Below are 25823 nucleotides of genomic sequence, written 5' to 3'. Positions count from 1 at the left end.
CACAGGAGACGCCGAGGCGCTGTGAGTCCCCGACTCGCGGCAGTCGGTCCGCGCTGAGGCGCTGAACCGGAACACTTCGAAGGCCGGTGGGATACGTCCCACCGGCCTTCGTCGTCCCCGGATGCATCGAGCCTGCCGTTCGCTCGACACCCGGCACCGTCCGCGGGAATCCGTGCGCTGGTGGTCGGTCGCCTCGGCGAGGGTCGGCACGCGCCCAATGGGGTGAGCGACGCGCCTGTGAGCGATAGGATGGGGCGAATGGAATCTGTCCGCCGACGATGACGTCAGAACTGAGGCCGCATGACCTTTCTCGAATCCCTCGGCTCGCCGGCCGATCTGCGTCGACTCGACGCGTCGGAATGCGACGTGCTGGCCAAAGAGATCCGCGACTACCTCATCACGACCGTGTCCGGCACGGGCGGGCATCTGGGCCCCAACCTCGGCGTCGTCGAACTGACCATGGGCATCCACCGCACCTTCGACTCGCCGCGCGACACCATCATCTTCGACGTCGGCCACCAGACATATGTGCACAAGCTGCTCACCGGCCGCCGGGAGGAATTCGCCACCCTGCGGCAGCGTGACGGACTCTCCGGCTATCCGAGCCGGTCCGAGAGCGATCATGACGTCGTCGAGAACTCCCACGCCTCGGCCTCGCTGTCCTGGGCCGACGGCATCGCCAAGGCCCGTCAGCTGAAGGGTGAGGACGACCGCCACGTCGTTGCCGTCATCGGCGACGGAGCCCTGACCGGGGGGATGGCTTGGGAAGCGCTCAACACCATCGCCGCCGACACCTCCACCCCGCCGAGGCGGCTGGTCATCATCGTCAACGACAACGGCCGCTCCTATGCCCCGACCGTCGGTGGATTCGCCGCCCACCTCGACGAACTGCGCACCACCTCGAGCTACGAGAGGCTCCTGACCTGGGGCAAGGAGACACTGCGCCAATCCGGTCGACCCGGCCGCGCCGCCTACAGTGCCATCCACGGCGTCAAACGTGGGCTCAAGGACATGGTCAGCCCACCCGAGACCGGCATGTTCGACGAACTCGGCATCAAATACCTGGGCCCCGTCGACGGACACGATCAGTCCTCGGTCGACAAGGCCCTCCAGCTGGCCAAGCAGTTCGACGGCGGTCCCATCATCGTCCACATGATCACGCAGAAGGGCCACGGATTCGACCCGGCCGTCAACGATGACGCCGACCAATTCCACTCCGTCGGCGTCATCGACCCCGTCACCGGGAGATCGACACCGTCGAAATCGACATCATGGACCTCCGTGTTCGGCACCGAGATCTGCGAACTCGCCGAAGAGCGCGAGGACATCGTCGCCATCACCGCGGCCATGCTCCTGCCCGTGGGACTGGCGAAATTCGCCGAAGAGTTTCCCGACCGCGTCTTCGACGTCGGCATCGCCGAACAGCATGCGGTCGCCTCCGCCGCAGGCCTGTCCCACGGCGGACTCCACCCCGTCGTGTGCATCTACTCCACGTTCCTCTCCCGCGCCTTCGACCAGGTGCTCATGGACGTCGCCCTCCACCGCCAGGGCGTGACCTTCGTCCTCGACCGCGCCGGAATCACCGGCCCCGACGGAGCCAGCCACCACGGAATCTGGGACATCGCGATGCTGCGCGTCGTCCCCGGACTGCGCCTGGCCGCACCCCGCGACGCCGCCCGGCTGACCGAAGAGCTGCGCGAAGCCGTCACCGTCTCGGATGCCCCGACCGTAGTGAGATTTCCCCGCGGCAGCGTCGGGGCCGACATCCCCGCGCTGAGGCGGCTCGACGACGGCGTCGACATCCTCCGTGAAGAGCCGGCCGGGTCGAGGCCCCATGTGCTCATCGTCTCCGTCGGACCCTTCGCCACGTTGGCCGGGGACGTCGCCGACCGTCTGGGCGAGCAGGGACTGAGCGCGACGATCATCGATCCCAGATGGGTGCTGCCCGTGCCCGGATCCGTCGTCGACCTCACCGCCGACCACAGCCTCGTGGCGGTCATCGAAGACGGGGTGAAGATCGGCGGTGTGGGTTCGCAGATCCGGCACGACCTGCGCGACGCCGATTCGCGGATCGGGGTGCTCGAGCTCGGCGTGCCCGATGAGTTCCTGCCGCAGGGAACACGCGACGAGATCCTCACCGAGGTGGGCCTCGACGTCGACACGATCGTGGCCGATATTCTCAGGGCCCTGCCCGCCGAGGTGGCCGATCGAGCCGACCAGAGTTCCCGCCGCGCGGTGTGAGTCCATGCCCTCAGGGGCGACGGAGGCCCGACGCTCGACCCGCGGAACTTGAGCGTGAGTTCAGGACTGGGGGAGTCCGGCCAAGGCCTTCTGCAGCACGGGAGCACTGAGCTCGACCTGCCAGGGCCGTGCCCCCGCCTCGGCGAGGTAATCCTCGACATCGACGTTCGACTCCGCAGCCAGCGATTTCACGATTGCCGGCTGGAGGAGAATATCGTGGGGGATGGTCAGCTCCTCGGAGAGCTGTGACATCTCGGACTTGAGAGCGGCCACCCGCTCCTTGAGTTCCGCCGGATTGAACTCGCTGCGCTTCGACCGTCCGCGCTCTGACCGTCCCGGCAGCTCGTCGGCGCCCAACCGGGATGCCTTGCGGTAGGCACGGAAGAGTCGGGCCGCCTCGGCGCGGGAGAGCCTGCGCCGCTGAGCCAGGATGTCATCGCTGGACTTCACCCCTGACTGAGCGAGGGCGACGAGCTCACGGTCGCGCAGGATCTTCGTGGGAGCCAGATCGGCCTCACGCGCCATGGAATCCCGGGCCTGCCAGAGCTCACGGACCCGGGCGATGTCGCGGCGTGACCTGATCTTCGACAGTCCGTGCGTGCGTCGCCACGGCTCATCGAAATGCTTCGGCGTGAAATCGAGCAGGTGGGTGAACTCCTGCTGCGCAAACTCCCACCGGTCGGAGTCGAGAAGCTGCTGGTGGAGGATATCGCGGATCGGCAGGAGCACTTCGACGTCGAGGGCGGCATAGTTCAGCCACTCCTTCGGCAGCGGACGTGTCGACCAATCGGCGGCCGAATGCTCCTTCGCCAGTCGCACACCCAGGGTGCGTTCGGCGACCGCGGCCAGACCGAACTTCTCCCACCCGAGCAGCCTCGCGGCCAGTTCGGTGTCGAACAGAGCGGCCGGGCGCATCCCGCGCTCCTGCAGGCACGGCAGGTCCTGCGTCACCGAATGGATGACCCACTCATCGGTTCCGAGGGCCGGGTTGAGGCCGCTGAGATCCCCGAGCGTCTCGGAATCGAGGAGGAAGGTGCCCGCACCCTCACGGCGCAGCTGAACGAGGAACGCGCGCTGACCGTATCTGATCCCGGACGCGCGTTCGGCATCGATGGCGACGGGACCCTGACCGGCGGCCAGACCGGCGATCGAGGAGGAGAGGTCCTCTGGGGTGTCGACGACGTCGGGAATGCCGTTCGCGGGTGTTTCCAAAAGCGGTAGTTCAGTTGTCATCGACGGCGCCCGGGCAGGGCTGTGACTCCTTCAGGAAGTGGTGGCAGTCCGGCGACTGTGCTGAGCAGATCGATCCAGGCCTCGAAGTGATTGCCGATCAGATCCGGCTCGTCAATCACGGGTGTCCATGAGGCGCGCAGCTCCAAGTCTATCGTGGCCGGGCGATCGGCCAAGGTGCCGAAGCTCTCGGACAGCACCCGAGTGGTCGTCCCACCGGCGGCGAGCACCTGGCAGTCGTTGGCGTCGAGGGCATCTTCGAGCCAGCTCCACGCGACGTGCCCGAGCATCGTCTCATTGCCGAGTTCGTGTTCGAGCTCGGCGCGGATATAGGAGACCACCCTGAACGACCCTTCCCATTCCTCCGGGGCGGCGGGATCGAAGAGGACGACGATGCGGCCGGTCGCGAGTTCGTCGATGGTCTCGCCGCTGGCCCGCAGGAACGTCTCATCGGCGCTGACCTCGGCCCCGAGAGCATAGGAGTAGGGGGCCAGTCTGGCCGGAGCGGGAATCTCGGAGATCGACACGTTGTTCGTGCTGCGCGCCTGACGCAGCACCGACGTCACGGCGGAGAACTCCGCCGGAATGCGATTGAGAGGTGAGGTATTGACCACAGTCGCCACGATAGATCAGCCATGCGGGCAGGGGAATCATCCACGCCGAGGCGGCCGGGGACAATCCGTCGGCCCGTGTCCTCGGCCGCATGCTGAGACGGCAAGACGAGCCGTCTTGAAACCGCAGCCGAGTGGGCATGAGCGATCGAAGAATGGGAAGATGACCCCATGACATCACCCCTGTTGGCCGCCCTGCGTTCGGAGCCGGTTTCACACACTCCCGTCTGGTTCATGCGGCAGGCCGGCCGCTCCCTGCCCGAGTACCGTAAGCTGCGCGAAGGCACACAGATGCTCGACGCCTGCCGCGACCCCGAGATGGTCTCCGAGATCACTCTCCAGCCGGTCCGCCGCCACGGCGTCGACGCGGCCATCTTCTTCTCCGATATCGTCGTCCCGCTCCAGGCCGCCGGTGTCGATGTGGAGATCGTTCCCGGCGTCGGGCCGGTCATCGCCTCCCCGGTGCGCTCCCGCGCCGATATCGACGCCCTGCCCGAACTCGACGCCGCCGATATCCCCGATATCGCCGAATCGGTCCAGCGGGTGACCGCCGAACTCGGCGAGGCCACCCCGCTCATCGGATTCGCCGGCGCTCCGTTCACGCTGGCCAGCTACCTCATCGAAGGCGGGCCGAGCAAGAACCACGAGAAGACGAAATCACTCATGGTCTCCGACCCCGAGGCGTTCTCGACGCTGCTGAACAAGCTTGCGCAGATGTCGGCGACCTTCATCGACGTGCAGCTGAACGCCGGTGCCAAGGCTTTCCAGCTCTTCGACTCCTGGGCCGGCTACCTCGCTCGGGAGGACTACGAGAACCAGGTCCTCGAACACTCGACCGAGGTCTTCGACGCACTGTCCGGACACGATGTGCCCAGCATCCATTTCGGCGTGCAGACCGGTGAGCTGCTCGGCTCCATGGCTCGTGCCGGGTCCACCGCCGTCGGCGTCGACTTCCGCGTCGACCTCGCCGATGCCGCGACGCGGGTCAACCCCGGTCAGGCGCTCCAGGGCAACCTCGACCCGGCCCTGCTCTTCGCCCCGTGGGAGGCGCTGGCCGCCCGCGTCGAGGCGATCGTGCGCACGGGACTCGAACTCGATCGCGGATTCGTCTTCAACCTCGGCCACGGGGTCCTGCCCGACACCGACCCCGAGGTGCCCGGTCGCGTCGTCGACCTCGTCCACCGCATCTCGGCAGAGATCCTCGGCGGCCGCGTCTGATCCGATGAGTGAGATCACCGTCGTCGGAGGAGGGATCTCCGGCCTCGTCGCCGCCTACCGGCTCTCCGGCGACCACCGAGTCACCGTGCTGGAAGCCGGCGACCGCCTCGGCGGCTGTCTGAAAGCAACCACGCTCGATGGTGCCGTGCCGGTGGGCATCGACACCGGAGCCGAAGCGAGTCTCAACCGTCGTCCGGAGACCAAGGGGCTGGCCGCCGAACTCGGCCTCCACTCCGTGTTCCCCTCGACTCAGCACAGTTCGCAGGTGCTCAGCAGGGGAGACCTGCACGCGATTCCCAAACGCACGATCATGGGAGTGCCCGCCGAGGCGTCCGAGGTCGAAGCCCTCATCGGCGCCGAGGCGGCCGCTCGCTTGGCGGCCGAACGGATCACCCCGCCGATCGAGGGTGATGACGTCTCACTCGGGGACTTCCTGTCCGCGCGCCTCGGCGGCGCCATCGTCGACGCACTCGTCGATCCTCTGCTCGGTGGGGTGTACGCAGGCCGCTGCCGGGACCTGTCCTTGGCCGAAACGGTGCCCGCACTGCTGCCCGCCGCGGTCGAGGGCACCTCGGTGCTCGATCTCGTCGCGCAGCTCCTGAACGCCCGCGGCGCCAAGACCGCGTCGGCCGGGAGCCCGGAACCGGTGTTCATGAGCTTCGAAGGCGGAATCAACAGCCTCATCCCGGCCCTGCATCAGGCGATCGTGCTGGGCGGCGGGACGGTCCGCCTCGGTGCCGGTGTCACCGGGATCGACCGCGACGGTGAGAAGTGGATCGTCCGCGGTGAGGGGGGCGACATCGAATCCGATGGGCTCGTCCTCGCCACGCCCGCGCATGTGACCGCCGGGCTGCTGAGGCCGGTGGCCCCGGAATCGGCGGGTCGCCTCGGCGAGATTCCCTCTGCCTCCACTGCGCTGGTTGCCGCTCTCGTCGACCTCGGGGGAATCGAGCTGGAGGGGTCGGGGTTCCTCGTGCCCGCGACCGAGGGCACATTCATCAAGGCTTCGACATTCGTGTCGAACAAGTGGCCGTGGACGGCTGACCACATCCCCGCGGGGACGGCCCTGGTGCGGATGAGCATCGGACGCTTCGGCGACGGGCCCGAGGTGTGGAGCAGTCTGTCCGATGAGGAGATCATCCAACGAGCCTTCGCCGACTGGCAGACGATCACCTCCCGCCCGGAGTCGCAGCTGCTCGGTTCGGAAGTTCAGCGCTGGGACTCCGCACTGCCGCAGTACCTGCCCGGCCATGCCGGACGCATCGCCGCCGTCGACGCGGAGATCGCGGGCCTGCCCGGCCTCGAACTCGCCGGATCCGCCTTCGGCGGAGTCGGCATTCCCGCCTGCACTGCCCGCGCGGACGCAGCTGCCCAGAGACTGAACCGACCCGCCGATGACGACCGTGACACTTCAGAATGAAGATAAGACAGAAGGAGCAGATATGAGCGAATACACTCAGCCCACCGACGGCCAGATCGACGAAGCGAACGAGCAGACACGGTATATCGCCTACTCCGTCTTCGCCTCAGCGGCAGAGCTCGGCGATGCCGATCGCAGGGAACTCGCCGATGAGCTGCATGCGGCTCTGGCGCCCCTGGCCGAACGCGGCCTCGTCGTGCGCGGAATCTACGACGTCTCGGCTCTGCGCGCCGATGCCGACGTCATGTTCTGGTACCACGCCCCCGAGATCGAGGTCGTCCAGGCCGCGTACTCGGCGATCCGTCGCAGCCTCATCGGCGGAGTGCTCGAACCCGTCTGGTCCGTCGTCGGAATCCACCGTCCTGCGGAGTTCAACAAGGCACACTTGCCGGCTCTGCTGACCGATCCGGAACCCGGCGACTACATCTGCGTGTACCCGTTCGTGCGGTCATACGACTGGTACCTCCTCGACCCCGCCGAACGGGCGACGATGCTGCGCGACCACGGTATGGCCGCCGCCGGCTACAAGGACATCAAGGCGAACACGATCGCGTCCTTCGCTCTCGGCGACTACGAATGGCTGCTGGCCTTCGAAGCCGCCGAGCTCCACCGCATCGTCGACCTCATGCGCGACCTGCGCAACACCGAGGCGCGTCTGCACGTGCGTGAAGAGGTTCCGTTCTACACCGGACCGCGTCGCGAACTCGTCGACATCATCTCCGACTGGCGCTGACCGACCGTCGTTCGCCCCGCCGGGTCCGAGAGCGGGCCTGAGGCCGGCAGAATCTGTGGCAGCGAGAGGGCCGCCGCACCGATCCGGTGCGGCGGCCCTTCGCGTGGTCGGGGAGTGACCGGCGGCTATCTGCTGCCCTTCGTCGGCTACTTGCTGCCCTTCTTGACCACATAGGAGTGACCGTTGGCGTCGGTGCGCATCTGAAGCCCCATGGCATCGAGCTGCTGATGCCGCAGAGTCTCGTCCTCGAAGTATCCGCCCGGACGCGTGTTGTCGACCTGGGCCGGGCCGACGATCTTGCGGAAGAAGTTGTTGAGCCAGCCCACCCCACGCTGAGACCCCGGATACTGACCGCCCTTCCGCGCCGAACGGTCCTGCCTGCGTTCGGAACCATCGGCGGAAGGCTGCGAGGAGGACGACATAGAGGGGATCCTATCGACGTGGTGCCGCATGGGCTCGGACGGTCATACTTCATCAACAGTGTACACTAATCATTAGTGCACTAAGTAATTCCTGAAGAGGGTGCACGCCCTGTTTGCCGAGGCGGAGGATCGACGACGCACGATGCTGGAATCTCAACGTTCGACAGAGCAGCTGGACAATCCGCTCGCGCTCGAGGCCCAGATCTGCTTCGCACTGGCGGTGGCCTCTCGCGGGGTGATCGGTGCCTATCGGTCCGTGCTCGAACCGCTGGGCCTGACCCATCCGCAGTATCTGGTCATGCTCGCGCTGTGGCAGCGCGAGAGGCTGCCGGTGCGTGAGATCGCCCGGCTGCTGCGCCTCGAACCTGCCACTGTGTCTCCGCTGGTCAAACGCCTCGAAGCGCTGGACTATGTGACGAAGACGCGCAGTGGCAGCGACGAGCGGATCGTCGAGGTCACGCTCACCGCCACCGGCCGTGAGCTGCGCAGGACCGCCGAGGCGATTCCCGGGACGATGATGGCCAAGCTCGGCATGGACGTCGACGGAGTGCGCGAACTGCACGCGGTGATGCAGAAGATCATCGCCTCCGTCGACGCTGCGGCCGAGGCCGACGACTGAACGATCAGCCCGCCGGGCGCTCCATCGGGGTGTGTTCGATCCCGTCCTCGTCGAAGCGGGAACCATTCGGGACGAAGCCGAAGGACGAGTACAGCCGGCCGAGGTGCGACTGCGCATTGAGCGTCAGCGGTGTGGCCGACCAGGCGTCGACGATGTCGCCGAGCAGTCGCCGGCCCCAGCCCTGACCGCGGGCGTCGGGGTGGGTGGCAACGCGACTGATGCTGCGCGCCCCGGGCCGGGCGGCCGGTCCGTCGGGAACGTCTGCCGGAAGCAGCCGGGCGTAGGCCCATGGCGAGAGATCGCGTCCGTGCTCGGCACCGTGAGTGTCCGACATCGCTGTGGCCGGTCGCGGGTAGAAGAAGTGCAGCGTCTCCGGCAGGGTGTCGACTCCATCGGCGTCGAGGAAGACGCATTCCTGTTCGACGACGAAGGCGAGGGAGCGCAGATGCAGGATTCCGTAGAGCTCTGCGGGCAGGAGCTGGTCGAAGGTCTTCACGACCGGTTCGGTCGCCTCGGTCGCCTCGGTGATGCGAGGAGCAGCTGTCACCTCAGCTGTCCGCAGCGTCGGTGTTGAGCTTGAGGGAGATCGAGTTGATGCAGTAGCGCTGGTCGGTGGGAGTGCCGTAGCCCTCGCCGGAGAAGACATGGCCCATGTGCGAATCGCAGTTCGCGCAGCGGACCTCGACGCGTTCCATACCCATTGAGGTGTCGCGGATGTAGCGGACCCGGTCTTCGGCCAGAGGCGCGTAGAACGACGGCCAGCCGCAGTGTGAGGCGAACTTCTTCTCCGACGGGAACAGGTCGGCTCCGCAGGCCCGACATTGGTACATCCCCGCTGCCGTCTCATCGTTGTACTCACCGGTGAAGGGGCGTTCGGTTCCGCCCTGGCGCAGCACTGCGAACTCCTCGGGCGTGAGCACGTCCTGCCAGCGGATCTCCTCGGCAGCGGCCTCCTCGTTCGTCGACGTTCCAGCGTTGATATCTGATGACTGAGTCATCGTGACCTCCGGTCTCTGTCAGTGACGGTGATTGCGGTGCGGGGGAGATGGTCTCCGCCCCTGGTGAGTGCAACCGCGAGCAGCACTCGCCCATTCCGCACAACAGCGTTTGGTGCCTGATCATTCCGTAGGCAACAATGAACACAGGAGGTTTTCATGGTCCGCGACACGAAGTTCCCCGCCCGCCTGCTTGCCGCCGGTATCGGCGTCGGCGCAGGACTCGGTGCCCTGATCTCTGTGGCGTCGTCGGGCTTGGCTGCCTACTTCGCCCGGAAGATCATCGTTCCGGAGAATGCGCCCGAAGAACTCGACATCCTGCACATCGACGGTTTCCCGCCGAATATGCGCATCCACCTGCCCGCCGATGAGGAGACCACGGTGCCCGGCACCTATGGGCTCTACTTCAATCAGGGCTCGGGACACGCGGTGATCGGCGACATCGTCGAATACGATCCGCGCTCGCGCACCGTCTCCCGGGAGATCCTGTCCGTCACCCGCGGTGATATCCGCCGGGCCTGGCGGGGACGCTGGACCGGCATCGTCTATCCCGATCCGATCGCGGCCGGCGTGAACTTCGAGGACATCGAGATCCGCTCCGATGCCGGGAGCCTGCCCGCATGGCTGCTGCCGACCGATCACCCGGAGCCGCAGGACACCTGGGCGATCCTCATCCACGGTCGTGGGAGCACCCGCGCCGAAGGCCTGCGTGCCGCCCCCGTGCTCAACACCCTCGGAGTGCCGGCGATCGCCATGTCCTACCGAAACGACGCCGAGGTGCGAGTGGAGACCACATCACGCTACGGACTCGGCGACACCGAATGGATCGACGTCGACGCGGCCATCGACTTCGCCGTCTCACACGGGGCGAAGAACATCGTGCTATTCGGCTGGTCGATGGGCGGTGCCATCGCCCTGCAGGCGGCCTCCCGCGGACGCAACCGCAGATTCGTGACCTCACTGGTCCTCGACGGGCCCGTCGTCGACTGGGTGAATGTGCTCGACGGGCAGGCGAAGAAGAACCTGCTGCCGACGCCGATCGCCAAACTCACACTCGAGATGATCACCCAGCCGTGGGCCCGTCCGATCACCGGGCTGGAGACCCCGCTCGACCTCGATCGCATGGACTGGGTGACCCGCGCCGCCGAACTCGATGTGCCCGTGCTGCTCATCCACTCCGATGACGACGAATTCGTCCCCTCCGGACCGTCTCACGCTCTGGCCGGGGTCAGGCGGGACCTGGTGACGATGCCCGCATACAGCAAGGCTCATCACACGAAGGAATGGAACATCGACCCGGTGCGCTGGGAAGACGATGTCGCGAACTTCCTCGAGGCGAAGATCCTGCCCAAGGACTGAGGCTCTGCCCTCACGGTGCCCTCACGGTGCCCTCACGGTTCGAGCGTGATCGTGTCCTCAGCCGCCGCGGCCACCGCCTGCTTCGAATACGGCCAAGGGCGATTGACATTGGCGGCCCAATCATTCGTCTGATCGTCGTAATGGCGGTGGAAGGCATGCCCGGATGCTCCCGTGAGGTTGATCCAGTTCGACGCGTCGAAGTTCGACAGATCGACCGTCTGACGCATCGACGGCACCCAGTTCGTCTCATAGCCGACCGAGGCGTCCCAGCCGGTGGCATGGACGACTCCCGAGCCGCCCGAGACCTCATAGGGGCCGCGGTTGAACAGCTTCTCCACCGGTGTGATCCCGGATTCGCCGAGGCTGGCGTTGCGGATCGTCAGCCGGTGCAGGATTCCCCACCGCCACGTCACGGGCTCCGGTCCCAGCAGGTCCTCCGTCTCCGCCCACGCCGTCTTCATGGCCTTGCGCAGAGCCTCGTCCCGACCTTCGACGCCCTTGCTCGTCCACCACGTCGAATCCGGATCTTCGAGCAGCTCCGCGAGCACGAGGTGCCACCGTGAACCGCCCGAGGGGGACACCCCGTCGGGCAGCTTCGAGCTGATCGTCTGCTCGAGCAGCGTCTTCGTGAGCACATTGAAGTAGGCGGCGCCCGCGCTGTTCGCGGAGTCGAAGCCGTTCCAGCTCTTCAGCAGCTTCTTCGCCTCGAGGATGTCCTCGTCACCATGGGAGTGGATCTTCACCGCTTCGGGGACGAGTTTCGCGGCGAACGGATTCTGGTCGTCGTCCTGGATCTCCGCCATGTCCATCGGCCGCAGCTTCCGGCCCTCGTCGACCGCGTCCTTGATGCGTTTTGTGATGCGTCGGGCACGATCTCCGTAGTCGAAGTCCCCGCCCAGCTGCACGGTCTCGCCGGGGGCGGCGACCGGGTTGTTCGCGGTGACGATCCATCCGCGATCGGGGTTGTACAGGTGTGGGAGGTCCTCGAAGTCGACCCAGCCCTGCCAATCCTCGTCGGATTTCCACCCGCGGCGGGGCACGGTGCCGTCGGCCTTGCCTCGGCGTGGGATCATCCCGGGGGCCTGATAGCCGATGTTCCCGGCGACATCGGCGTAGACGAGGTTCTGGGAGGGCACGTCGAACAGGGACGCCGCGTGCCGGAATTCCTGCCAGTTCGTGGCCTTGTTGATGGCGAACACCGCCGAGGCGGTCGTGCCCGGACGCAGAGCCGTCCAATCGAGGGCGAGACCATAGTGCTCCTCGGCCGGTCCCGACTTCGGGTCCTGCGAATCCACCCCGGTCGTCGCATCGAGTGCTTTGCGATACGTGCCGTCGAGCTTCGACACGAGTGGGCCGTTGCGGGTGGAGCGGATGGTGATCTCGCGCGGCTCCTCGCCCGCGACCTCGATCGTCTCCTTGCGCACCTGCAGCGGTTCGTCACCGTCGTCGTGGATGACCTTACCGTCGCGGATCTTCTCCACCACGAGGTCGGTGACATCTGCGCCGAGGTTCGTCAGTCCCCAGGCGATCGACTGGTTGTGGCCGATGACGACTCCCGGCAGTCCGGAGAAGGAGAAACCGGTGACGTCGAAGGGGCATTCGTCGGTGACCTTCTTGCATCGCAGTCCCACCTGGTACCACACCGAGGGCATCGCCGGGGCGAGGTGCGGGTCATTGGACAGCAGCGGTCGACCGGTGTTCGTGTGCTCCCCGGAGATCACCCACGAGTTCGACCCGATATCGTCGCTGTTCTGTCCCAGCATCGGCGGCAGCGATATGAGCGTATTCCGCAGTTCGAGGAGAGCAGCGGTCGGGACGGCCGCCTCGGTGGCGGTGTTCCCCGTTCGGGGTGCCTCGGTGACGGTGCCTCCGGCCCGTGTCTCATCGTCCCCCCGTGCACGGTCGCCGACTCGCGGCTTCTGTTCGACGTCGTCGCCGCTGCGGTCTTTCGGTGCCTTGTCGCCGGCTCTGCCGCCGAGGATCGTCGGACGCGTGGCATATGGGTAGTCCGGATAGAGGTCGCTCATCTGCTCGTCGGTGAGCTCCGAGATGAGGATCGACCGGTCGATCTCGTCTTCGAGGTTCGATCGCAGATCCCAGGCCATGGCCTTGAGCCAGGCGACGCTGTCGACCGGGGTCCACTTCTCGACCTCGGTGCTGCCGGTCTCGAGGCCGAGGACGGCGTATTCGAGGGACAGCTCGGTGGGGGATTTGTCCTTGAGGTAGGCGTTGACCCCGTCCGCGTAGGCCTCGTAGTAGCCCAGACTCGTCTTGTCGAGCTTCTTCACCTCCTGCTCGGCGACCTTCCGCCAGCCGAGTGTGCGGATGAAGGTGTCGGTGCCCAGCTGGGATTCGCCGAAGAGTTCGGAGAGTCGTCCCGAGGTGACGTGTCGGCGGAAGTCCATCTCCCAGAACCGGTCCTGAGCGTGGACGAACCCCTGAGCCAGGAACAGGTCATGGGCGGTTTCGGCCTCGATGGTCGGCACACCCGATTCGTCACGGTGGACGGTGACCGGCGCGTCGAGCCCAGGCAGCGAGATCTCGCCGTCGGTGGTCGGGAAGGAGCGGCGGACGAGGAACAGCCCGACGAGGGCGAGGATGACAGCGAGGATCAGGACTCCGGCGATGATGCGCAGCAGCACACGAGCGCTGACCGACAGGATGGATCCACTGGTTGGGCGGAGCACCTTGAGCAATGCGCTCGATTCCTTCTCATCCTGCGCATCGGGTGCCGCCATGAGTCTCCTTCGGCCGTCCTGGAAGTTTCGGTTCTCAGCAAGTATAGGTGTCAGGAGGCTCGGGGCTGTGGACCTCAGGCGGCCCGGGTCTGTGGACGAAGGTCACGAGAACGACGGAGATCATCATGAGCAGGAACCACGCCACCAGCTTCGTCAGCGGCACCAGATGCCAGCCGTCGTCCTGACTCGGGTACAGCCAGGCCCCGGCCGCGGTCCCGATGTTCTCAGCGACCCAGATGAAGAAGGCGACGAGGAGGAAGGCCAGCAGCACGGGCATCGTCAGTGTCCTGCGATGGATATGGAAGTACATGCGGCAGCGGAAGAAGACGATGACGGTGGCCAAGACGAGGAGCAGTCGGAGGTCGACGATGAAGTGGTGGGTGAAGAAGTTGACGTAGACGGCGGCGGCGATGATCACGGTCAGCCACCTCGGCGGGTAATGGCTGAACCGCAAGTCGAAGAGACGGTACACGCGGACGATATAGGAGCCGACGGCGGCGTACATGAACCCGGTGAACAGCGGTACTGCGCCGATGTGGAGGACCCCGCCGGGGGCGTAGTTCCATGAACCCACTGCGGTCTTGAAGATCTCCATGCCGGTGCCGACGATGTGGAAGACGATGATGACGATGAGCTCGCGACCGGTCTCGAGTCGAGCGACGAGCATGCCGATCTGGATGAGCACGGCGAGGACGACGAGGAAGTCGTTGCGGGCGATGGCCGCGTCATCGGGGTAGAGCCACGCGGTGAGGATGATCGCGGCCAGCATGAGAGCACCGAAGAGACACGCCCACGCCTGTTTGATTCCGAAGGCGAGGAACTCCCGTATTCCGGCGGGGACGCGGGGGAGAACGCGGTCGGCGAAGGCGTCGAGGACTGCCTCGAGTCGAGTGAGTTCGCGGCGATCAGTCATCTGCTGAAGTACCCACTTCCGAAAATCTGAGAATAACCTTAAGATAATCCTGCGGTCACACTGGGTGCCCGTAATTCGGCCCCATCCAGTGAGAAGAACGCTCACTTGGTCATGGACGACCTCAAGGACCATAACTGATGAAACCGTTGCCATTCCTCGCCTCGGCACTCACCGGAATTCTCCTCACTGCGACCCTATCGGGACCGGCGCTCGCCGCCACACCGGAAACACACACGAACACGCCCGGCGCTTCTGCCGCCGACGGCACTCCCTCCGAGAGGACCGTCGATGCCCAGACTGATGAGGTCACGACTCTGCCGGTCGATTCCTCCGACGTCACGATCATCGGTGCCACGTGGGAAGGGGAAGATCCCGAACTCGAAATCCGCACTCGTGACGGCAACAGCTGGTCGGCGTGGGAGAGCCTGCCGACCGATGACGAGGGAGGCCCCGACGCCGTTTCCGCAGAGGCCGCTCAGCTTCCCGCTGCCTCACACCAGTCGCAATCCGTTGCCCTTCCGGTGCTCGATTCGGACACTGTCGAGGTGCGCGCCGCAGACAAGCAGGCTGATACCGATGATCTGCAGATCACCCAGGTGTCCACTGCAGTCACCAAGGCTGACGCACAGGTCGCGAAGTCCGCTGGGGGAGTGAGCACGCATTCGGCCACCGGACCGGCAGTCGACGCGCAGATCTCGGCCAAGGATCTGCGGGCCAAGATCGTCACCCGCAAACAGTGGGGTGCCGATGAGAAGCTCGTCCGCTGCGCCACGGACAAGACGTCGTCGGCCAAAGGCGTGTTCATCCACCACACAGCGGGTTCGAACTCGTACTCGAAAGCACAGGCACCGGCGATCATCCGCGGTTACCTCGCCTTCCACACGCAGAACCGCGGGTGGTGCGACCTCGGGTACAACTTCCTCGTCGACAAATACGGCACCATGTACGAGGGCCGTGCCGGCAGCCTGGACAAGGCAGTGACCGGAGCACACGCCTCCGGGTTCAATTCATGGACCATCGGCATCAGCGTGCTCGGCACCTATTCGTCGGCGGCTCCGAGTTCGGCAGCACAGACCTCGGTCAAGCGCCTCGTCGCGTGGAAAGCAGGGCAGTACGGCTTCAACCCCACCGGGAAGATGACCTTGACCTCCGGTGGGGGCGGCACGAGCAAGTACGCCCTCGGCAAGAAGGTCAGCCTCAACGTCGTCGCCGGACACCGGGACACGAGCTACACCGAATGCCCGGGACTCGCGTTCTACAACAAGCTCGGCAGCATCCGCACGGGAGCCAAAGCACTGGTGCCTGAGCTGACCCCGCCACCGACGAAGGCGCCCACCAAGAGTCCGGCACCGAAGCCGAAGACGTACCCGACGAAGGGCGCAATCGGTTCGTACTATCAGAAGAACGCGGGAAAGACCGGCAAACCGGTCGGCTCGGAGAAGAAGCTGAAGAATCCGAACGGTGCCTACCAGTCGTTCGCCAAGGGCACCGTGTATTGGTCGAAATCGACCGGTGCGCACTTCCTCACCAAGGGCCAGATCCGTGTCGCCTACAAGCGAGTGAAGTATGAGAAAGGCGTCCTCGGGTTCCCCAGCAGCGATAAGCAGACCTTCAAATATCGGAAGAGCGCTCGATACCAGAGATTCCACTCCGGAATGATCACCTGGTCACCGCAGACAGGCAGCGATGTCATCTACGGAGGCTTCCTCACGAAGTGGAAGAAGCTGGGCTATGAACGAAGCAAGCTCGGTCTGCCCACCGCTGACCGGACCGTGAAGAACGGTGTCAAACGCCAGAACTTCGAACGCGGCTATATGACCTATACGAAGAAGACCGGCATCAAGGTCCATACCCGCAGATAGCGCTGTCCTCCGTGGAGGCGGCCGGGGGCCGAAGAGGGAGGAACCTGAAGAGCAAGGGACATAGACTCGCCTCATGCACATCCTCCTCTTCGGCGCCTCCGGCCACGTCGGAACCGGACTCGCCCAGCTGCTCGGTCCGCACCACACGGTCACCGGGATCGTCCGCCGCCCTCCGAATACGAAGACGGCCTACACTCCGGTGACCGTGCCGGACTGGGTGGACGAACCGGAGGCGGTCACCTCGGCGCTCGCCTCCGCCGGCCTGCCTCCGGTCGATGCCGTCATCGCCGCCATCGGCGGGTGGTACATCGACGAACCGGTGCTCGACCGAGGTCTGGCGAAATTCGATGCGGACTACGACTCCTATCTGCGCGGGCACTTCACCGCGTGTGCGCTCTCGCAGTCCCTGGCGTCGGCGCGGAGGAGCGGAGACCAGGGTTTCGTCCACCTGGCCCTCAACGGCGTCGCCAGCGTCGAGGCGCTCGCCGGGTCCGGGGCAATCAGCGTCTTCGGTGCCGCGCAGAAGATGCTCATCGAGGTCGCTGCGGCGGAATCGACGGGCGTGGCCTTCCGCGAACTGCGGATCATGGCCCCCATCGGCGGTGATGACCGCAATGACCTGTCCGGGGGAGTCGACACCGTCCCCCTCGCCGAGGTGGCCGAGGGGATCACCGCGATCCTCGACTCACCCGATCGCTTCGACGTGAGCACGGAGATCCGCGCGAACGAGGGAACCTCGGCCGGCTGAGCCTCCGGCTCAGCCGCGTTCGTAGCGGAGGAAGACCTGGTCGTCCTCCGTGCGGACATCGATGAGGTGCAGGTCGATCGCGGCCTCGAGCCCGGAGAAATGGCTGCCGGGAGTGCGCAGATAGCGCGGACTCACGCTCAGATGCAGTTCCGCGCCCGGATAGTGCTCGAGCAGCCGGAACGCGAGATTCGGGCCCGACTCGCACAGCAGCACCGCCTCGTCGGTCGGTGCCGATTCGGCCGACGGTGCCGTCGGCAGCGAGGCAGCCACCTCGGTGATGGTGTCCGGACTGAAATGCCGGGCACGATAGTCGAGACCGCGGGCATCGAGCTCGGCCTGCAGGGACATCGGATCGGACTCGGTGAGCACATGCACGGGCGTGTGCTCCAGGGTTTTGCCGGCGGCGTTGATGACAGGCAGCTGCGGATTGAGCGCAGTGCGCCGGTCGATGATGATCGCGTTCGCGCTGCGGCGCAGGGCGAGGAAACGTCGGAAGTCAGCGTCCGTGGACACCCCGGTCGACCAGCCGTCCTCGGCGAACGACCCGTTGATCGACTGGACGAGAGAGATGATGAGACGGCGCACGGGATCCTGCTCTCCTGCTTCTTCGGCTCTGCTAGTTCTTCAGTTCGGGTGCCGGCCCCATGGCGATGCGCGGATGGGCCTCGGGATCGAGGGTGCGCATGATCCACTTGAGGTCCGCCTCATCGAGGGTGACACAGCCGTTCGTGCCCGAATCGTGGTCGAGGTGCAGCCAGATTCCGCCGCCCTTGTCCCAGCCCATCGGTCGCGTCTTGTCCGTCGGCGGAGTGCCGGGCGTGCGGTTGTAGTCGATGGCGATGATGTAGTCGAAGACCGATGCGTAGTCGGCCCCATAGGCCACCGTCGCCGAGGAGGGCAGCCGATCGTCCTGGGTGTAGGGAAGGTCGGTGCCCGGGTCGGCCTTGAACCCGCCCGCGTCGCTGAGCGTGAACACACCGATCGGAGTGGTCTTATCGCCCTCATGGCGGTCCTTCAGCCACCCGTTCGAACCGTTGTGGGTGTCGAAGGTCTTGAGCTTCTTCCACGTCGTGTCAGTGAGCTCATAGAAGCTCAGGCTCGACGTCTCCGCATCGGCCGTCGGCGAGGTCGCGACGAGGACCTGCGAGGTCTCTGCCGGGATCTGGTCGGTGTACTCCTGCGCCAGACCCGGGACTGGAACGGGATTCACCGGGCCGGTCGCCTCGGCGTCCGACTTGTCGGATGCGGGCGATGTGGGCCCGGTCCCGCTGGGCGAATCCTGGGCCGGGGCTGCGAAATCACCGACGTTCGTCTGCTGCGCGGGAGCGGCGAATCCGGCGGATTCGGCAGCTGCGGAATCGTCCGTGCCGCCGTCGGCATCGGCGCCGCAGGCGGTCACGAGCAGAGCGCAGGCGACAAGCGCGGGAACCGCCGCGCGTCGTAAGGCTCCATCGGACATAAGGCCATCATCTCATGAGGGATGCGAACTCCCCGGCAGCGACTATGCGAAAATGACCTCATGAGCATTCCACCTGTGCCGAACCATCCTCCGCGCCCCGGGCGTCGGAAACCGGCCGAGGAGTCTCCCGAGTCGATCACAACCCAGTTGTTCATCGGCAAGGATGATTCCGCGGCCGATGGCTCCACCCAAGCGCTGACGCCCGCAGAACTTCAGAGGCTGCGGTCGATGGTCGAGTCCGATGGCACCGATGCCACCGAGGTTCTCAGCCTCGAAGAGCTGCGCGGACTCGCCGCCGCCGAAGGGTATGAGACCGGCGGACTGCCCGCCGCGCCGCGCAGAGTGAATTCCGATGACATCGCCGCGGCTGAGGCGCCCTCGGCTCCGAAGCAGTGGAACCCGCAGCCCGCACCCCATCCCCAGCAGGGACAGTGGGGCGGCGAATTCGGTGCCGCAGCGCAGGCCGCAGCGTCGCAGCCGCAGGCCGTCGGGCCGGTGCAGTCGCCGACGGGGTCCGACTCCGCCCGGTCCGGAAACAGCCACCCCGGTGGACCCGGTTACGGGCAGCCCGGCCGCGGTCCCGCGTACGCCGCCGCACCCGCCGGCTATGCCGCCGCACCCGCCGGCTATGCCGCCGGATATGGGCCGGGCGGACCTGCCGGTCCCGGAGGCACCGGGGGACCGGGTGGGCCCGGCGGTCCGAGTGGGCCGGGCGGCCCGGGGAATCCCGGCGGACCGCACGACCCCTATGGTCGGCGCAATGATACGAGGAAAGTTCCCGTATGGCTGTGGGTGCTCGCGGCCATCGCGCTCATCCTCGCCCTCGGCATCGTCGGCTATATCGTCCGGGACTCCACTCAGGGGGAGGACACCATCACGGTCGGGCCCACGGACGAACCCTCGATCGGTCAGACCGATGAGCCCGAGCCGTCCGATTCGGGCAGTTCGACTGCTCCCGTCGCCGAGGAGAGCTTCGTGTCTCCGTCGGGCAACATCGCCTGCACCATCGACTCCGCACGGGCGCGCTGCGTGATCAACAACTACGAGTACTCACCACCGGACAGGCCCGACGACTGCCGACTCGACAACTGGGGCTCCATCGTCGTGGCGAACAAGGACGGTGCGGGATTCTCCTGCGTCGACGCTCCCGAGAGCAACGGCCCGGCACGTGTCCTCGGCTACGGGGACTCGATCTCCGCTGAGGGCATGACCTGCACCTCCAGCAAGGAGGGCATGACCTGCAAGTCCGACGACACCGGAATCGGCTTCAACATCCGCCGCGCCTCGGCCGACTTCCTCAAATAGGGCGGCCTCCACGGTCCGGGCGACGGAGGACCGGGCGGTGCCGCCTCGGCGTTCTCAGGATGTGGACCGGATTCGGACGCAACGGGGGAGGGGGAATACGGTGGCCGTGTGGCTCACAGGATCCTCCTCCTTCCGTGCCGCGACGAGTCCTGAACGGACAGCACGCTCGTCGCGGAGTCTTCGTATGCTGGTCAAGCGCTGAGAAACTCAAGTTAGAGGAACAATGAAACTGCAGAAGCCCACTCCGATGCCGTTCGGCAAGTACAAGTCGTTCCAGGACCGCATCGCGCTGGATATGCGCGATCGCACCTGGCCGGATCAGATCATCAGCAGGGCGCCTCGCTGGCTGAGCACCGACCTGCGCGACGGCAACCAGGCGCTCATCGACCCGATGACCCCCGACCGCAAACGCAAGATGTTCGATCTGCTCGTGCGGCTCGGGTTCAAGGAGATCGAGGTCGGATTCCCGGCGGCCAGCCAGGTCGACTTCGACTTCGTCCGTGAGATCATCGAACAGGATGCGATCCCCGATGACGTCCGCATCTCCGTGCTCACGCAGGCCCGTGAGGATCTCATCGAACGCACCGTCGAATCCCTCGTCGGCGCGAAGATGCCCACCGTGCACCTCTACAACGCGACGGCGCCGGTCTTCCGCAAGGTCGTCTTCGGCTTCGACGGCGACGGCTTCGATCAGACCCGCGATATCGCACTGCAGGGCACTCAGGCCGTGATGAAGCACGCCGAGACGCTGCTGTCCGATGCGGACTTCGGCTACCAGTACTCGCCGGAGATCTTCGTCGACACCGAACCCGAGTTCGCCCTCGACATCGTCGGCAGCGTCCTCGACATGTGGCAGCCGGCCGACGGTCGCGAAACCGTCGTCAACCTGCCTGCCACCGTCGAACGCGGCACCCCGAACACGTATGCGGACCAGATCGAATGGTTCTGCCGCAATATGCCCTACCGCAACGAGGTGGCCGTGTCCCTGCACCCGCACAACGACCGGGGCACCGGCGTGGCCGCGGCGGAGATGGGGATGATGGCCGGCGCCGACCGGATCGAAGGCTGCCTGTTCGGCAACGGTGAGCGCACCGGAAACCTCGACCTCGTCACCGTCGCCCTCAACCTGTACACCCAGGGCATCGATCCGGAGCTCGACTTCTCCGACATCGACGAAGTCATCCACACCGTCACCGAATGCAACCAGATCGGCGTCCACGAACGCCACCCCTACGGCGGCGACCTCGTCTTCACCTCGTTCTCCGGTTCGCACCAGGACGCGATCAACAAGGCCTTCGCCGATCGTGAGAAGAAGGCGAACGCCCAGGGCACCCCGGTCGACCTCATGGAATGGGACATGCCCTACCTGCCCGTCGACCCGAAGGACCTGGGCCGGTCCTACGAGGCGATCATTCGAGTGAACTCGCAGTCCGGCAAGGGCGGGGTGACCTACCTGCTCAAGAGCGAACACGGACTCGACTTGCCGCGTCGCATGCAGGTCGAATTCTCGCGCGCCGTGCAGCAGCACACCGAGGCCGGCGGTGAGGTCACCGCCGAGGAGATCCGCCGCATCTTCAACTACGAATACCTGCCCGCCGACGACCCCGAGAAAGCCTGGGGTCGCTTCCAGATCGTCGGTCTGCGCACCGAGTCGGGCAACGTCGACGGCGCCGGTTCGTCGGCCGAGCGCATCGAGGTCGACCTCATCGTCGACGGTCAGGAACGCACCTACGAAGGACGCGGCAACGGACCGATCGACGCACTCGTGAAGATCCTCATCGACCAGTTCGACGTCGACGTCCGTCTCCAGGACTACTCCGAGCACGCCATCGGCTCCGGCGCCGACACCAACGCCGCCGCCTATGTCGAACTCGCCGTCGAAGATCGCGTCGTCTGGGGCGCCGGACTGCACCCGAACATCACGAAGGCCTCGCTCAAGGCCGTCGTCTCGGCCGTCAACCGCGCCGCCCGTGACCGGGACCGGGACCGCCAGGCCTGAGTTACTGCCGCCTCGGCGGCCGATCTCACAGCAGTCGCCCAAGCGCGGCGGGATGATTCCCCGCCGCGCTTGAGCGATAATGGGCGAGTGCACAACTATCGTGATGAAGGCATCGTGCTCGGCGGGCACAAGCTCGGCGAAGCCGACCGCATCGTCACCGTGCTCACTCGCAGCCACGGCCTCGTCCGTGCCGTTGCGAAGGGGGTGCGACGGACGAAATCACGGTTCGGCTCCCGCCTCGAACCCTTTATGCTCATCGATCTGCAATGCCATGTCGGGCGCAGCCTCGACATCGTCACCCAGGTCGAACTCATCGAACCCTTCGCCCGCGGAATCGCCACGGACTTCGATGTCTATTCGGCCGCCTCGGTGATGGCCGAGACGGCACGCAGCATCACCGAAGCCGAACCCCAGTCGCGCACGCATTTCCTCCTCCTCGTGTCCGCGATCCGCTCGCTGTGCAACCGTGAACACCCGCCGAGGCTGTCGCTGGATGCGTACCTGCTGCGCGCGATGTCCGTGGCCGGGTGGGCACCGAGCCTGCTCGACTGCGCCCAGTGCGGGAGCCCCGGACCCCACCGCGCGTTCTCCGCAGCACTGGGCGGGGCCGTGTGCACGAACTGCCGACCCTCGGGTGCGGCACTGCCCGACACCGATGCGCTCGAACATATGGCCGCGCTTCTGTCCGGAGACTGGGAGCGGGCCGAGGCCTCAGACTTACACGATCAGATCGACGGGTCGAAGCTGGTCTCGGACTGGGTGTCGTGGCACCTCGAACGCAATATCCGATCCTTAAGAGTTCTGGAGAGCACATGAGCTACCCTGCACCACCGGCCCACCCCAGCGGAGCGAGACCTCCGCACATCGACGCGAAGTTCGTGCCCAGGCACGTCGCGATCGTCATGGACGGCAACGGGCGGTGGGCGAACCAGCGGGGGTTGCCGCGCACGGACGGGCACAAGGCCGGTGAGGCGTCGCTGCTCGACGTCATCCACGGCGCGATCGAGATCGGCGTGGACTATCTGTCGGCGTATGCGTTCTCGACCGAGAACTGGAAGCGCTCACCCGAAGAGGTGCGCTTCCTCATGGGCTTCAATCGCGACGTCATCCGTCGCCGACGCGACGAGCTCAACGCACTCGGCGTGCGCATCGTGTGGTCCGGGCGGCGCGGTCGTCTGTGGCGCTCGGTCATCGACGAGCTCGAGACCGCCGCCGAGATGACGAAGCACAACACGGGCCTGGTGCTCCAGTTCTGCGTCAACTACGGCGGACGGTCCGAGATCGTCGATGCGATCAATGAGATCACCGCCGAGGTGGCCGCCGGGAAACTCAAGCCCGGCAAGGTCTCGGAGAAGACCGTCCGCTCCCGCCTCTACGCACCCCTCGTGCCCGACGTCGACCTGTTCATGCGGTCATCGGGGGAGCAGCGGACCTCGAACTTCCTGCTCTGGCAGTCCGCCTATGCCGAGATGGTCTTCCAGGACGTGCTGTGGCCCGATGTCGATCGCCGCACCCTGTGGGCCGCGATCGAGGAGTACGCGCGCCGCGACCGTCGCTTCGGCGGCGCAGTCGACACACCCTCGGCCTGACGCGAAGGCCCGGTCCGTCACGAGGGCCCCGGTCTGTGACGTGGGCCCCAGTCTGTGACGAGGGCCCGGGCCGCCGAAACGTCCGACGGGGACGACAACGGCCCCGCAGCGTCACCGCTGCGGGGCCGTTGTCATGATCTCACTGCTGCGCCGGCGCCTCGGTCGAGTGCGTCAGCGTGACGACCTCCGATCAGTAGCGGTCGCGGGGACGGTCGCCCCGCCCGCCGAACTTCTTGCCACCTCGGCGATCACCGCGGAAGTTGCGGCCGTCACCGGGCTGCTTGTCGAAGTTGCGCTTCTTGAACGGGCGTCCCGGGCGACCCGAATCCGGACGGATGTCGATGGGACGGCCCTGGATCTCGGTGTGGGAGAGCTTGCGCAGCACCGACGGATCGAGGTCCTTGGGCAGGTCGACGAGCGTATGGTTCGAACGGATGTCGATATGGCCGATCTGCTTCGAGGTGATTCCGCCTTCGTTCGCGATTGCTCCGACCACGGCTCCCGGCTGGAGACGCTCGTTGCGGCCCAGGGCCAGTCGGTAGGTCGTCATGTTCTCATCGCGGGCGCGTCCGCCGCGGCCCGGACGGCCGCCGTCCCGACCACCGTCGCGGTCACGGCCCTGACGGCGCGCCGGCTCGGGCATCGGCTCGGCCTTGAGCGTGTTCGACTCGAGGACGAGGGAGGCGAGAGCGGCCGCGATGTTCGAGGCCGGCACGTCGCGGGAGAGCGAGTACGCCTCGATGACCTCGGTGAGTTCGGACAGTTCGGTGGTCGCGAGCACATCGTCGATGCGCTTCGTGAACTTCTCGACGCGAGTGTTCGTCAGCTCCTCGACGCTGGGCAGGGTCAGCGGTTCGACCTTCTGCTTCGTGGCGCGCTCGATCGAGCCGAGCATGCGCTGCTCGCGCGGGGTGACGAAGAGGATCGCCTCACCGGAACGTCCGGCACGGCCGGTGCGGCCGATGCGGTGGACGTAGGACTCGGTGTCGTGCGGGATGTCGTAGTTGACGACCAACGTAATGCGTTCGACGTCGAGACCGCGGGCGGCCACGTCGGTGGCGACGAGGATGTCGATCTTGCCTTCACGCAGCATGTCGATCGTGCGCTCACGTGCCTGCTGGGGGATGTCGCCGTTGATCGCGGCGGTCTTGAAGCCGCGGGCGCGCAGCTTCTCGGCCAGCTCCTCGGTGGCCTGCTTCGTACGCACGAACATGATGATGCCCTCGTACTCCTCGACCTCGAGGATGCGGGTCAGAGCGTCGAGCTTGTGCGAATGCTGGACCATGAAGTAGCGCTGGCGGATATTCGCGCCGGTCTGCGACTTCGCGGCGACCCGAACTTCCTGCGGATCGTCCAGGTACTTGCCGGTGATCCGGTGGATCGAGGTCGGCATGGTGGCCGAGAACAGAGCGACCTGACGGTCCTCACCCACCTGGCTGAAGATCTCTTCGATGTCTTCGGCGAAGCCCATCTTGAGCATCTCGTCGGCCTCGTCGAGGATGAGGTGACGCAGGCTGCCGAGCTTGAGCGACCCCTTCTTCAGGTGGTCGATGACACGACCCGGGGTGCCCACGACGACCTGCGCACCACGGCGCAGACCCGCCAGCTGCGGGCCGTAGGCCTGTCCGCCGTAGATCGGGAGCACGGAGAAGTCGGGAAGTTCAGTGGCATAGGAGGTGAACGCCTCGGCGACCTGGATCGCGAGTTCGCGAGTGGGGGTGAGGACGAGAGCGAACGGGCCGTCGTCGGCGCGCCCTGCCTCGGCGAGGTCGGACAGAGCCGGCAGGGCGAAGGCCGCGGTCTTGCCGGTTCCGGTCTGGGCGAGACCGATGACGTCACGGCCCGACAGGAGGGTCGGGATGGTCTCGGCCTGGATGGGTGTGGGGATCTCGTAACCCTGTGCCTCTACGGCCTTGAGCACGAGCGGGTGGAGTCCCAGTTCGGAGAATCTCGGAGTGGTTTCGTCGTTTGCGGACACATCGGTCATGAGTGATCTCTCTCACGTCGGCACACACTTGATCGCAGATGACTGTAGTGGCGATCTACCCTGCGGCCGCTTGTGCAATCATCGTGAGCAATCCGGGCCGAAACCGTAGAGATCCAAGAACTCGCTTGGACAGACGTGAAGACGTCGGTACGGAGAAAGGTTTGGGTGTACCCCAAGTCTACATGCCGTGCCCTCGCCGAGGCGGCCCCGCAGTGGGAAACCGAGTGTGAGATCAGTCGCCTCCGGCGGTCTCCTTCCGTCGGTGCGGGCGGGTGTCAGGGTGGGGCAGGCCGATGTTGGGGACACGGCGACACGACCGGTTAGGCTGGTACCTGCGAGCCACGGCAGCCGGCCGTCGGCGAACTGAAACAAGGA

Annotated in this window: 22 protein-coding genes; 12 read left to right on the top strand and 10 right to left on the bottom strand. The window is 66.1% G+C overall.

Features of this window, described 5'->3' with window-relative positions:
- The first annotated feature begins 300 nt into the window (after window positions 1-300).
- The gene (gene dxs / locus CXR29_RS10095; protein ID WP_127364455.1) at window positions 301-2241 is read left to right on the top strand and encodes a 1-deoxy-D-xylulose-5-phosphate synthase; all 1941 of its coding nucleotides are present in this window, start codon (window positions 301-303) and stop codon (window positions 2239-2241) included.
- 60 nt (window positions 2242-2301) lie between these two features.
- Here dxs and CXR29_RS10090 read toward each other — a convergent pair whose 3' ends face one another.
- On the bottom strand, window positions 2302-3453 hold the full coding sequence (locus CXR29_RS10090) for an HRDC domain-containing protein (protein ID WP_241241403.1): 1152 nt from the start codon (window positions 3451-3453) through the stop codon (window positions 2302-2304).
- A 17-nt stretch (window positions 3454-3470) separates the two neighbouring features.
- Window positions 3471-4085, bottom strand: a complete 615-nt coding sequence (locus CXR29_RS10085; RefSeq protein ID WP_025780724.1) for a DUF3000 domain-containing protein — start codon at window positions 4083-4085, stop codon at window positions 3471-3473.
- Window positions 4086-4253: 168 nt separating this feature from the next.
- Here CXR29_RS10085 and hemE point away from each other — a divergent pair, with 168 nt between their 5' ends.
- The 3 genes from hemE to hemQ are packed head-to-tail and all read left to right on the top strand — an operon-like array spanning window position 4254 to window position 7453.
- Window positions 4254-5300, top strand: coding sequence for a uroporphyrinogen decarboxylase (gene hemE / locus CXR29_RS10080; protein ID WP_127364453.1), 1047 nt, complete (start codon window positions 4254-4256; stop codon window positions 5298-5300).
- Between the two features lie 4 nt (window positions 5301-5304).
- The gene (hemG, locus tag CXR29_RS10075; protein ID WP_127364452.1) at window positions 5305-6720 is read left to right on the top strand and encodes a protoporphyrinogen oxidase; all 1416 of its coding nucleotides are present in this window, start codon (window positions 5305-5307) and stop codon (window positions 6718-6720) included.
- Window positions 6721-6742: 22 nt separating this feature from the next.
- The gene (hemQ, locus tag CXR29_RS10070; RefSeq protein WP_101553395.1) at window positions 6743-7453 is read left to right on the top strand and encodes a hydrogen peroxide-dependent heme synthase; all 711 of its coding nucleotides are present in this window, start codon (window positions 6743-6745) and stop codon (window positions 7451-7453) included.
- Window positions 7454-7599: 146 nt separating this feature from the next.
- On the opposite strand, the gene CXR29_RS10065 is transcribed toward hemQ, so the two are convergent.
- Window positions 7600-7875 carry a hypothetical protein gene (locus tag CXR29_RS10065; RefSeq protein ID WP_240811947.1) on the bottom strand — a complete coding sequence of 92 codons (276 nt, stop codon included), beginning with the start codon at window positions 7873-7875 and terminating at the stop codon, window positions 7600-7602.
- Window positions 7876-8017: 142 nt separating this feature from the next.
- Between CXR29_RS10065 and CXR29_RS10060 the strand changes: the two genes are divergently transcribed.
- On the top strand, window positions 8018-8494 hold the full coding sequence (locus CXR29_RS10060) for a MarR family winged helix-turn-helix transcriptional regulator (protein ID WP_101553396.1): 477 nt from the start codon (window positions 8018-8020) through the stop codon (window positions 8492-8494).
- A gap of 4 nt (window positions 8495-8498) precedes the next feature.
- Here CXR29_RS10060 and CXR29_RS10055 read toward each other — a convergent pair whose 3' ends face one another.
- Both CXR29_RS10055 and msrB read right to left on the bottom strand, forming a co-directional pair.
- Window positions 8499-9041, bottom strand: coding sequence for a GNAT family N-acetyltransferase (locus CXR29_RS10055; protein ID WP_241241402.1), 543 nt, complete (start codon window positions 9039-9041; stop codon window positions 8499-8501).
- Between the two features lies 1 nt (window position 9042).
- Window positions 9043-9492, bottom strand: a complete 450-nt coding sequence (gene msrB, locus CXR29_RS10050) for a peptide-methionine (R)-S-oxide reductase MsrB (RefSeq protein ID WP_127364450.1) — start codon at window positions 9490-9492, stop codon at window positions 9043-9045.
- 156 nt (window positions 9493-9648) lie between these two features.
- On the opposite strand from msrB, the gene CXR29_RS10045 reads away from it, so the two are divergent.
- Window positions 9649-10848 carry an alpha/beta hydrolase family protein gene (locus CXR29_RS10045; protein WP_101553399.1) on the top strand — a complete coding sequence of 400 codons (1200 nt, stop codon included), beginning with the start codon at window positions 9649-9651 and terminating at the stop codon, window positions 10846-10848.
- A gap of 32 nt (window positions 10849-10880) precedes the next feature.
- Here the strand turns inward: CXR29_RS10045 and CXR29_RS10040 are convergent, their stop codons facing one another.
- Both CXR29_RS10040 and CXR29_RS10035 read right to left on the bottom strand, forming a co-directional pair.
- A complete protein-coding gene (locus CXR29_RS10040) occupies window positions 10881-13586 on the bottom strand; it encodes a penicillin acylase family protein (RefSeq protein ID WP_127364449.1) in 2706 nt (901 codons plus the stop codon).
- Window positions 13587-13620: 34 nt separating this feature from the next.
- On the bottom strand, window positions 13621-14499 hold the full coding sequence (locus CXR29_RS10035) for a DUF817 domain-containing protein (RefSeq protein ID WP_101593357.1): 879 nt from the start codon (window positions 14497-14499) through the stop codon (window positions 13621-13623).
- A gap of 137 nt (window positions 14500-14636) precedes the next feature.
- On the opposite strand from CXR29_RS10035, the gene CXR29_RS10030 reads away from it, so the two are divergent.
- Both CXR29_RS10030 and CXR29_RS10025 read left to right on the top strand, forming a co-directional pair.
- Window positions 14637-16361, top strand: coding sequence for an N-acetylmuramoyl-L-alanine amidase (locus tag CXR29_RS10030; protein WP_101553402.1), 1725 nt, complete (start codon window positions 14637-14639; stop codon window positions 16359-16361).
- Between the two features lie 73 nt (window positions 16362-16434).
- The gene (locus CXR29_RS10025; RefSeq protein ID WP_127364448.1) at window positions 16435-17109 is read left to right on the top strand and encodes an NAD(P)-dependent oxidoreductase; all 675 of its coding nucleotides are present in this window, start codon (window positions 16435-16437) and stop codon (window positions 17107-17109) included.
- Between the two features lie 9 nt (window positions 17110-17118).
- Here the strand turns inward: CXR29_RS10025 and CXR29_RS10020 are convergent, their stop codons facing one another.
- Both CXR29_RS10020 and CXR29_RS10015 read right to left on the bottom strand, forming a co-directional pair.
- Complete coding sequence (locus tag CXR29_RS10020; RefSeq protein WP_127364447.1) at window positions 17119-17694, bottom strand: hypothetical protein; 576 nt, start codon at window positions 17692-17694, stop codon at window positions 17119-17121.
- Window positions 17695-17725: 31 nt separating this feature from the next.
- A complete protein-coding gene (locus CXR29_RS10015; RefSeq protein WP_101593362.1) occupies window positions 17726-18568 on the bottom strand; it encodes a L,D-transpeptidase family protein in 843 nt (280 codons plus the stop codon).
- A gap of 60 nt (window positions 18569-18628) precedes the next feature.
- Between CXR29_RS10015 and CXR29_RS10010 the strand changes: the two genes are divergently transcribed.
- The 4 genes from CXR29_RS10010 (at window position 18629) to CXR29_RS09995 (ending at window position 23461) form a co-directional block, all read left to right on the top strand.
- Entirely contained in the window at window positions 18629-19873 is a 1245-nt protein-coding gene (locus CXR29_RS10010; protein WP_127364446.1) for a DUF6636 domain-containing protein, read from the top strand.
- A gap of 223 nt (window positions 19874-20096) precedes the next feature.
- On the top strand, window positions 20097-21872 hold the full coding sequence (gene leuA, locus CXR29_RS10005; RefSeq protein ID WP_127364445.1) for a 2-isopropylmalate synthase: 1776 nt from the start codon (window positions 20097-20099) through the stop codon (window positions 21870-21872).
- 87 nt (window positions 21873-21959) lie between these two features.
- Window positions 21960-22688, top strand: a complete 729-nt coding sequence (gene recO, locus CXR29_RS10000; RefSeq protein WP_127364444.1) for a DNA repair protein RecO — start codon at window positions 21960-21962, stop codon at window positions 22686-22688.
- Window positions 22685-23461, top strand: a complete 777-nt coding sequence (locus CXR29_RS09995) for an isoprenyl transferase (protein ID WP_101553409.1) — start codon at window positions 22685-22687, stop codon at window positions 23459-23461. Before recO ends, CXR29_RS09995 begins: the two co-directional genes overlap by 4 nt.
- Before the next feature lie 190 nt (window positions 23462-23651).
- On the opposite strand, the gene CXR29_RS09990 is transcribed toward CXR29_RS09995, so the two are convergent.
- The gene (locus CXR29_RS09990; protein WP_127364443.1) at window positions 23652-25448 is read right to left on the bottom strand and encodes a DEAD/DEAH box helicase; all 1797 of its coding nucleotides are present in this window, start codon (window positions 25446-25448) and stop codon (window positions 23652-23654) included.
- Window positions 25449-25823 lie beyond the last annotated feature (375 nt).

This window comes from Brevibacterium linens, from assembly GCF_003999335.1.
Classification (GTDB): domain Bacteria; phylum Actinomycetota; class Actinomycetes; order Actinomycetales; family Brevibacteriaceae; genus Brevibacterium; species Brevibacterium linens.
The sequence above is the reverse complement of the archived record's forward strand: the minus strand, read 5'-3'. Positions and strand labels throughout refer to the sequence as shown.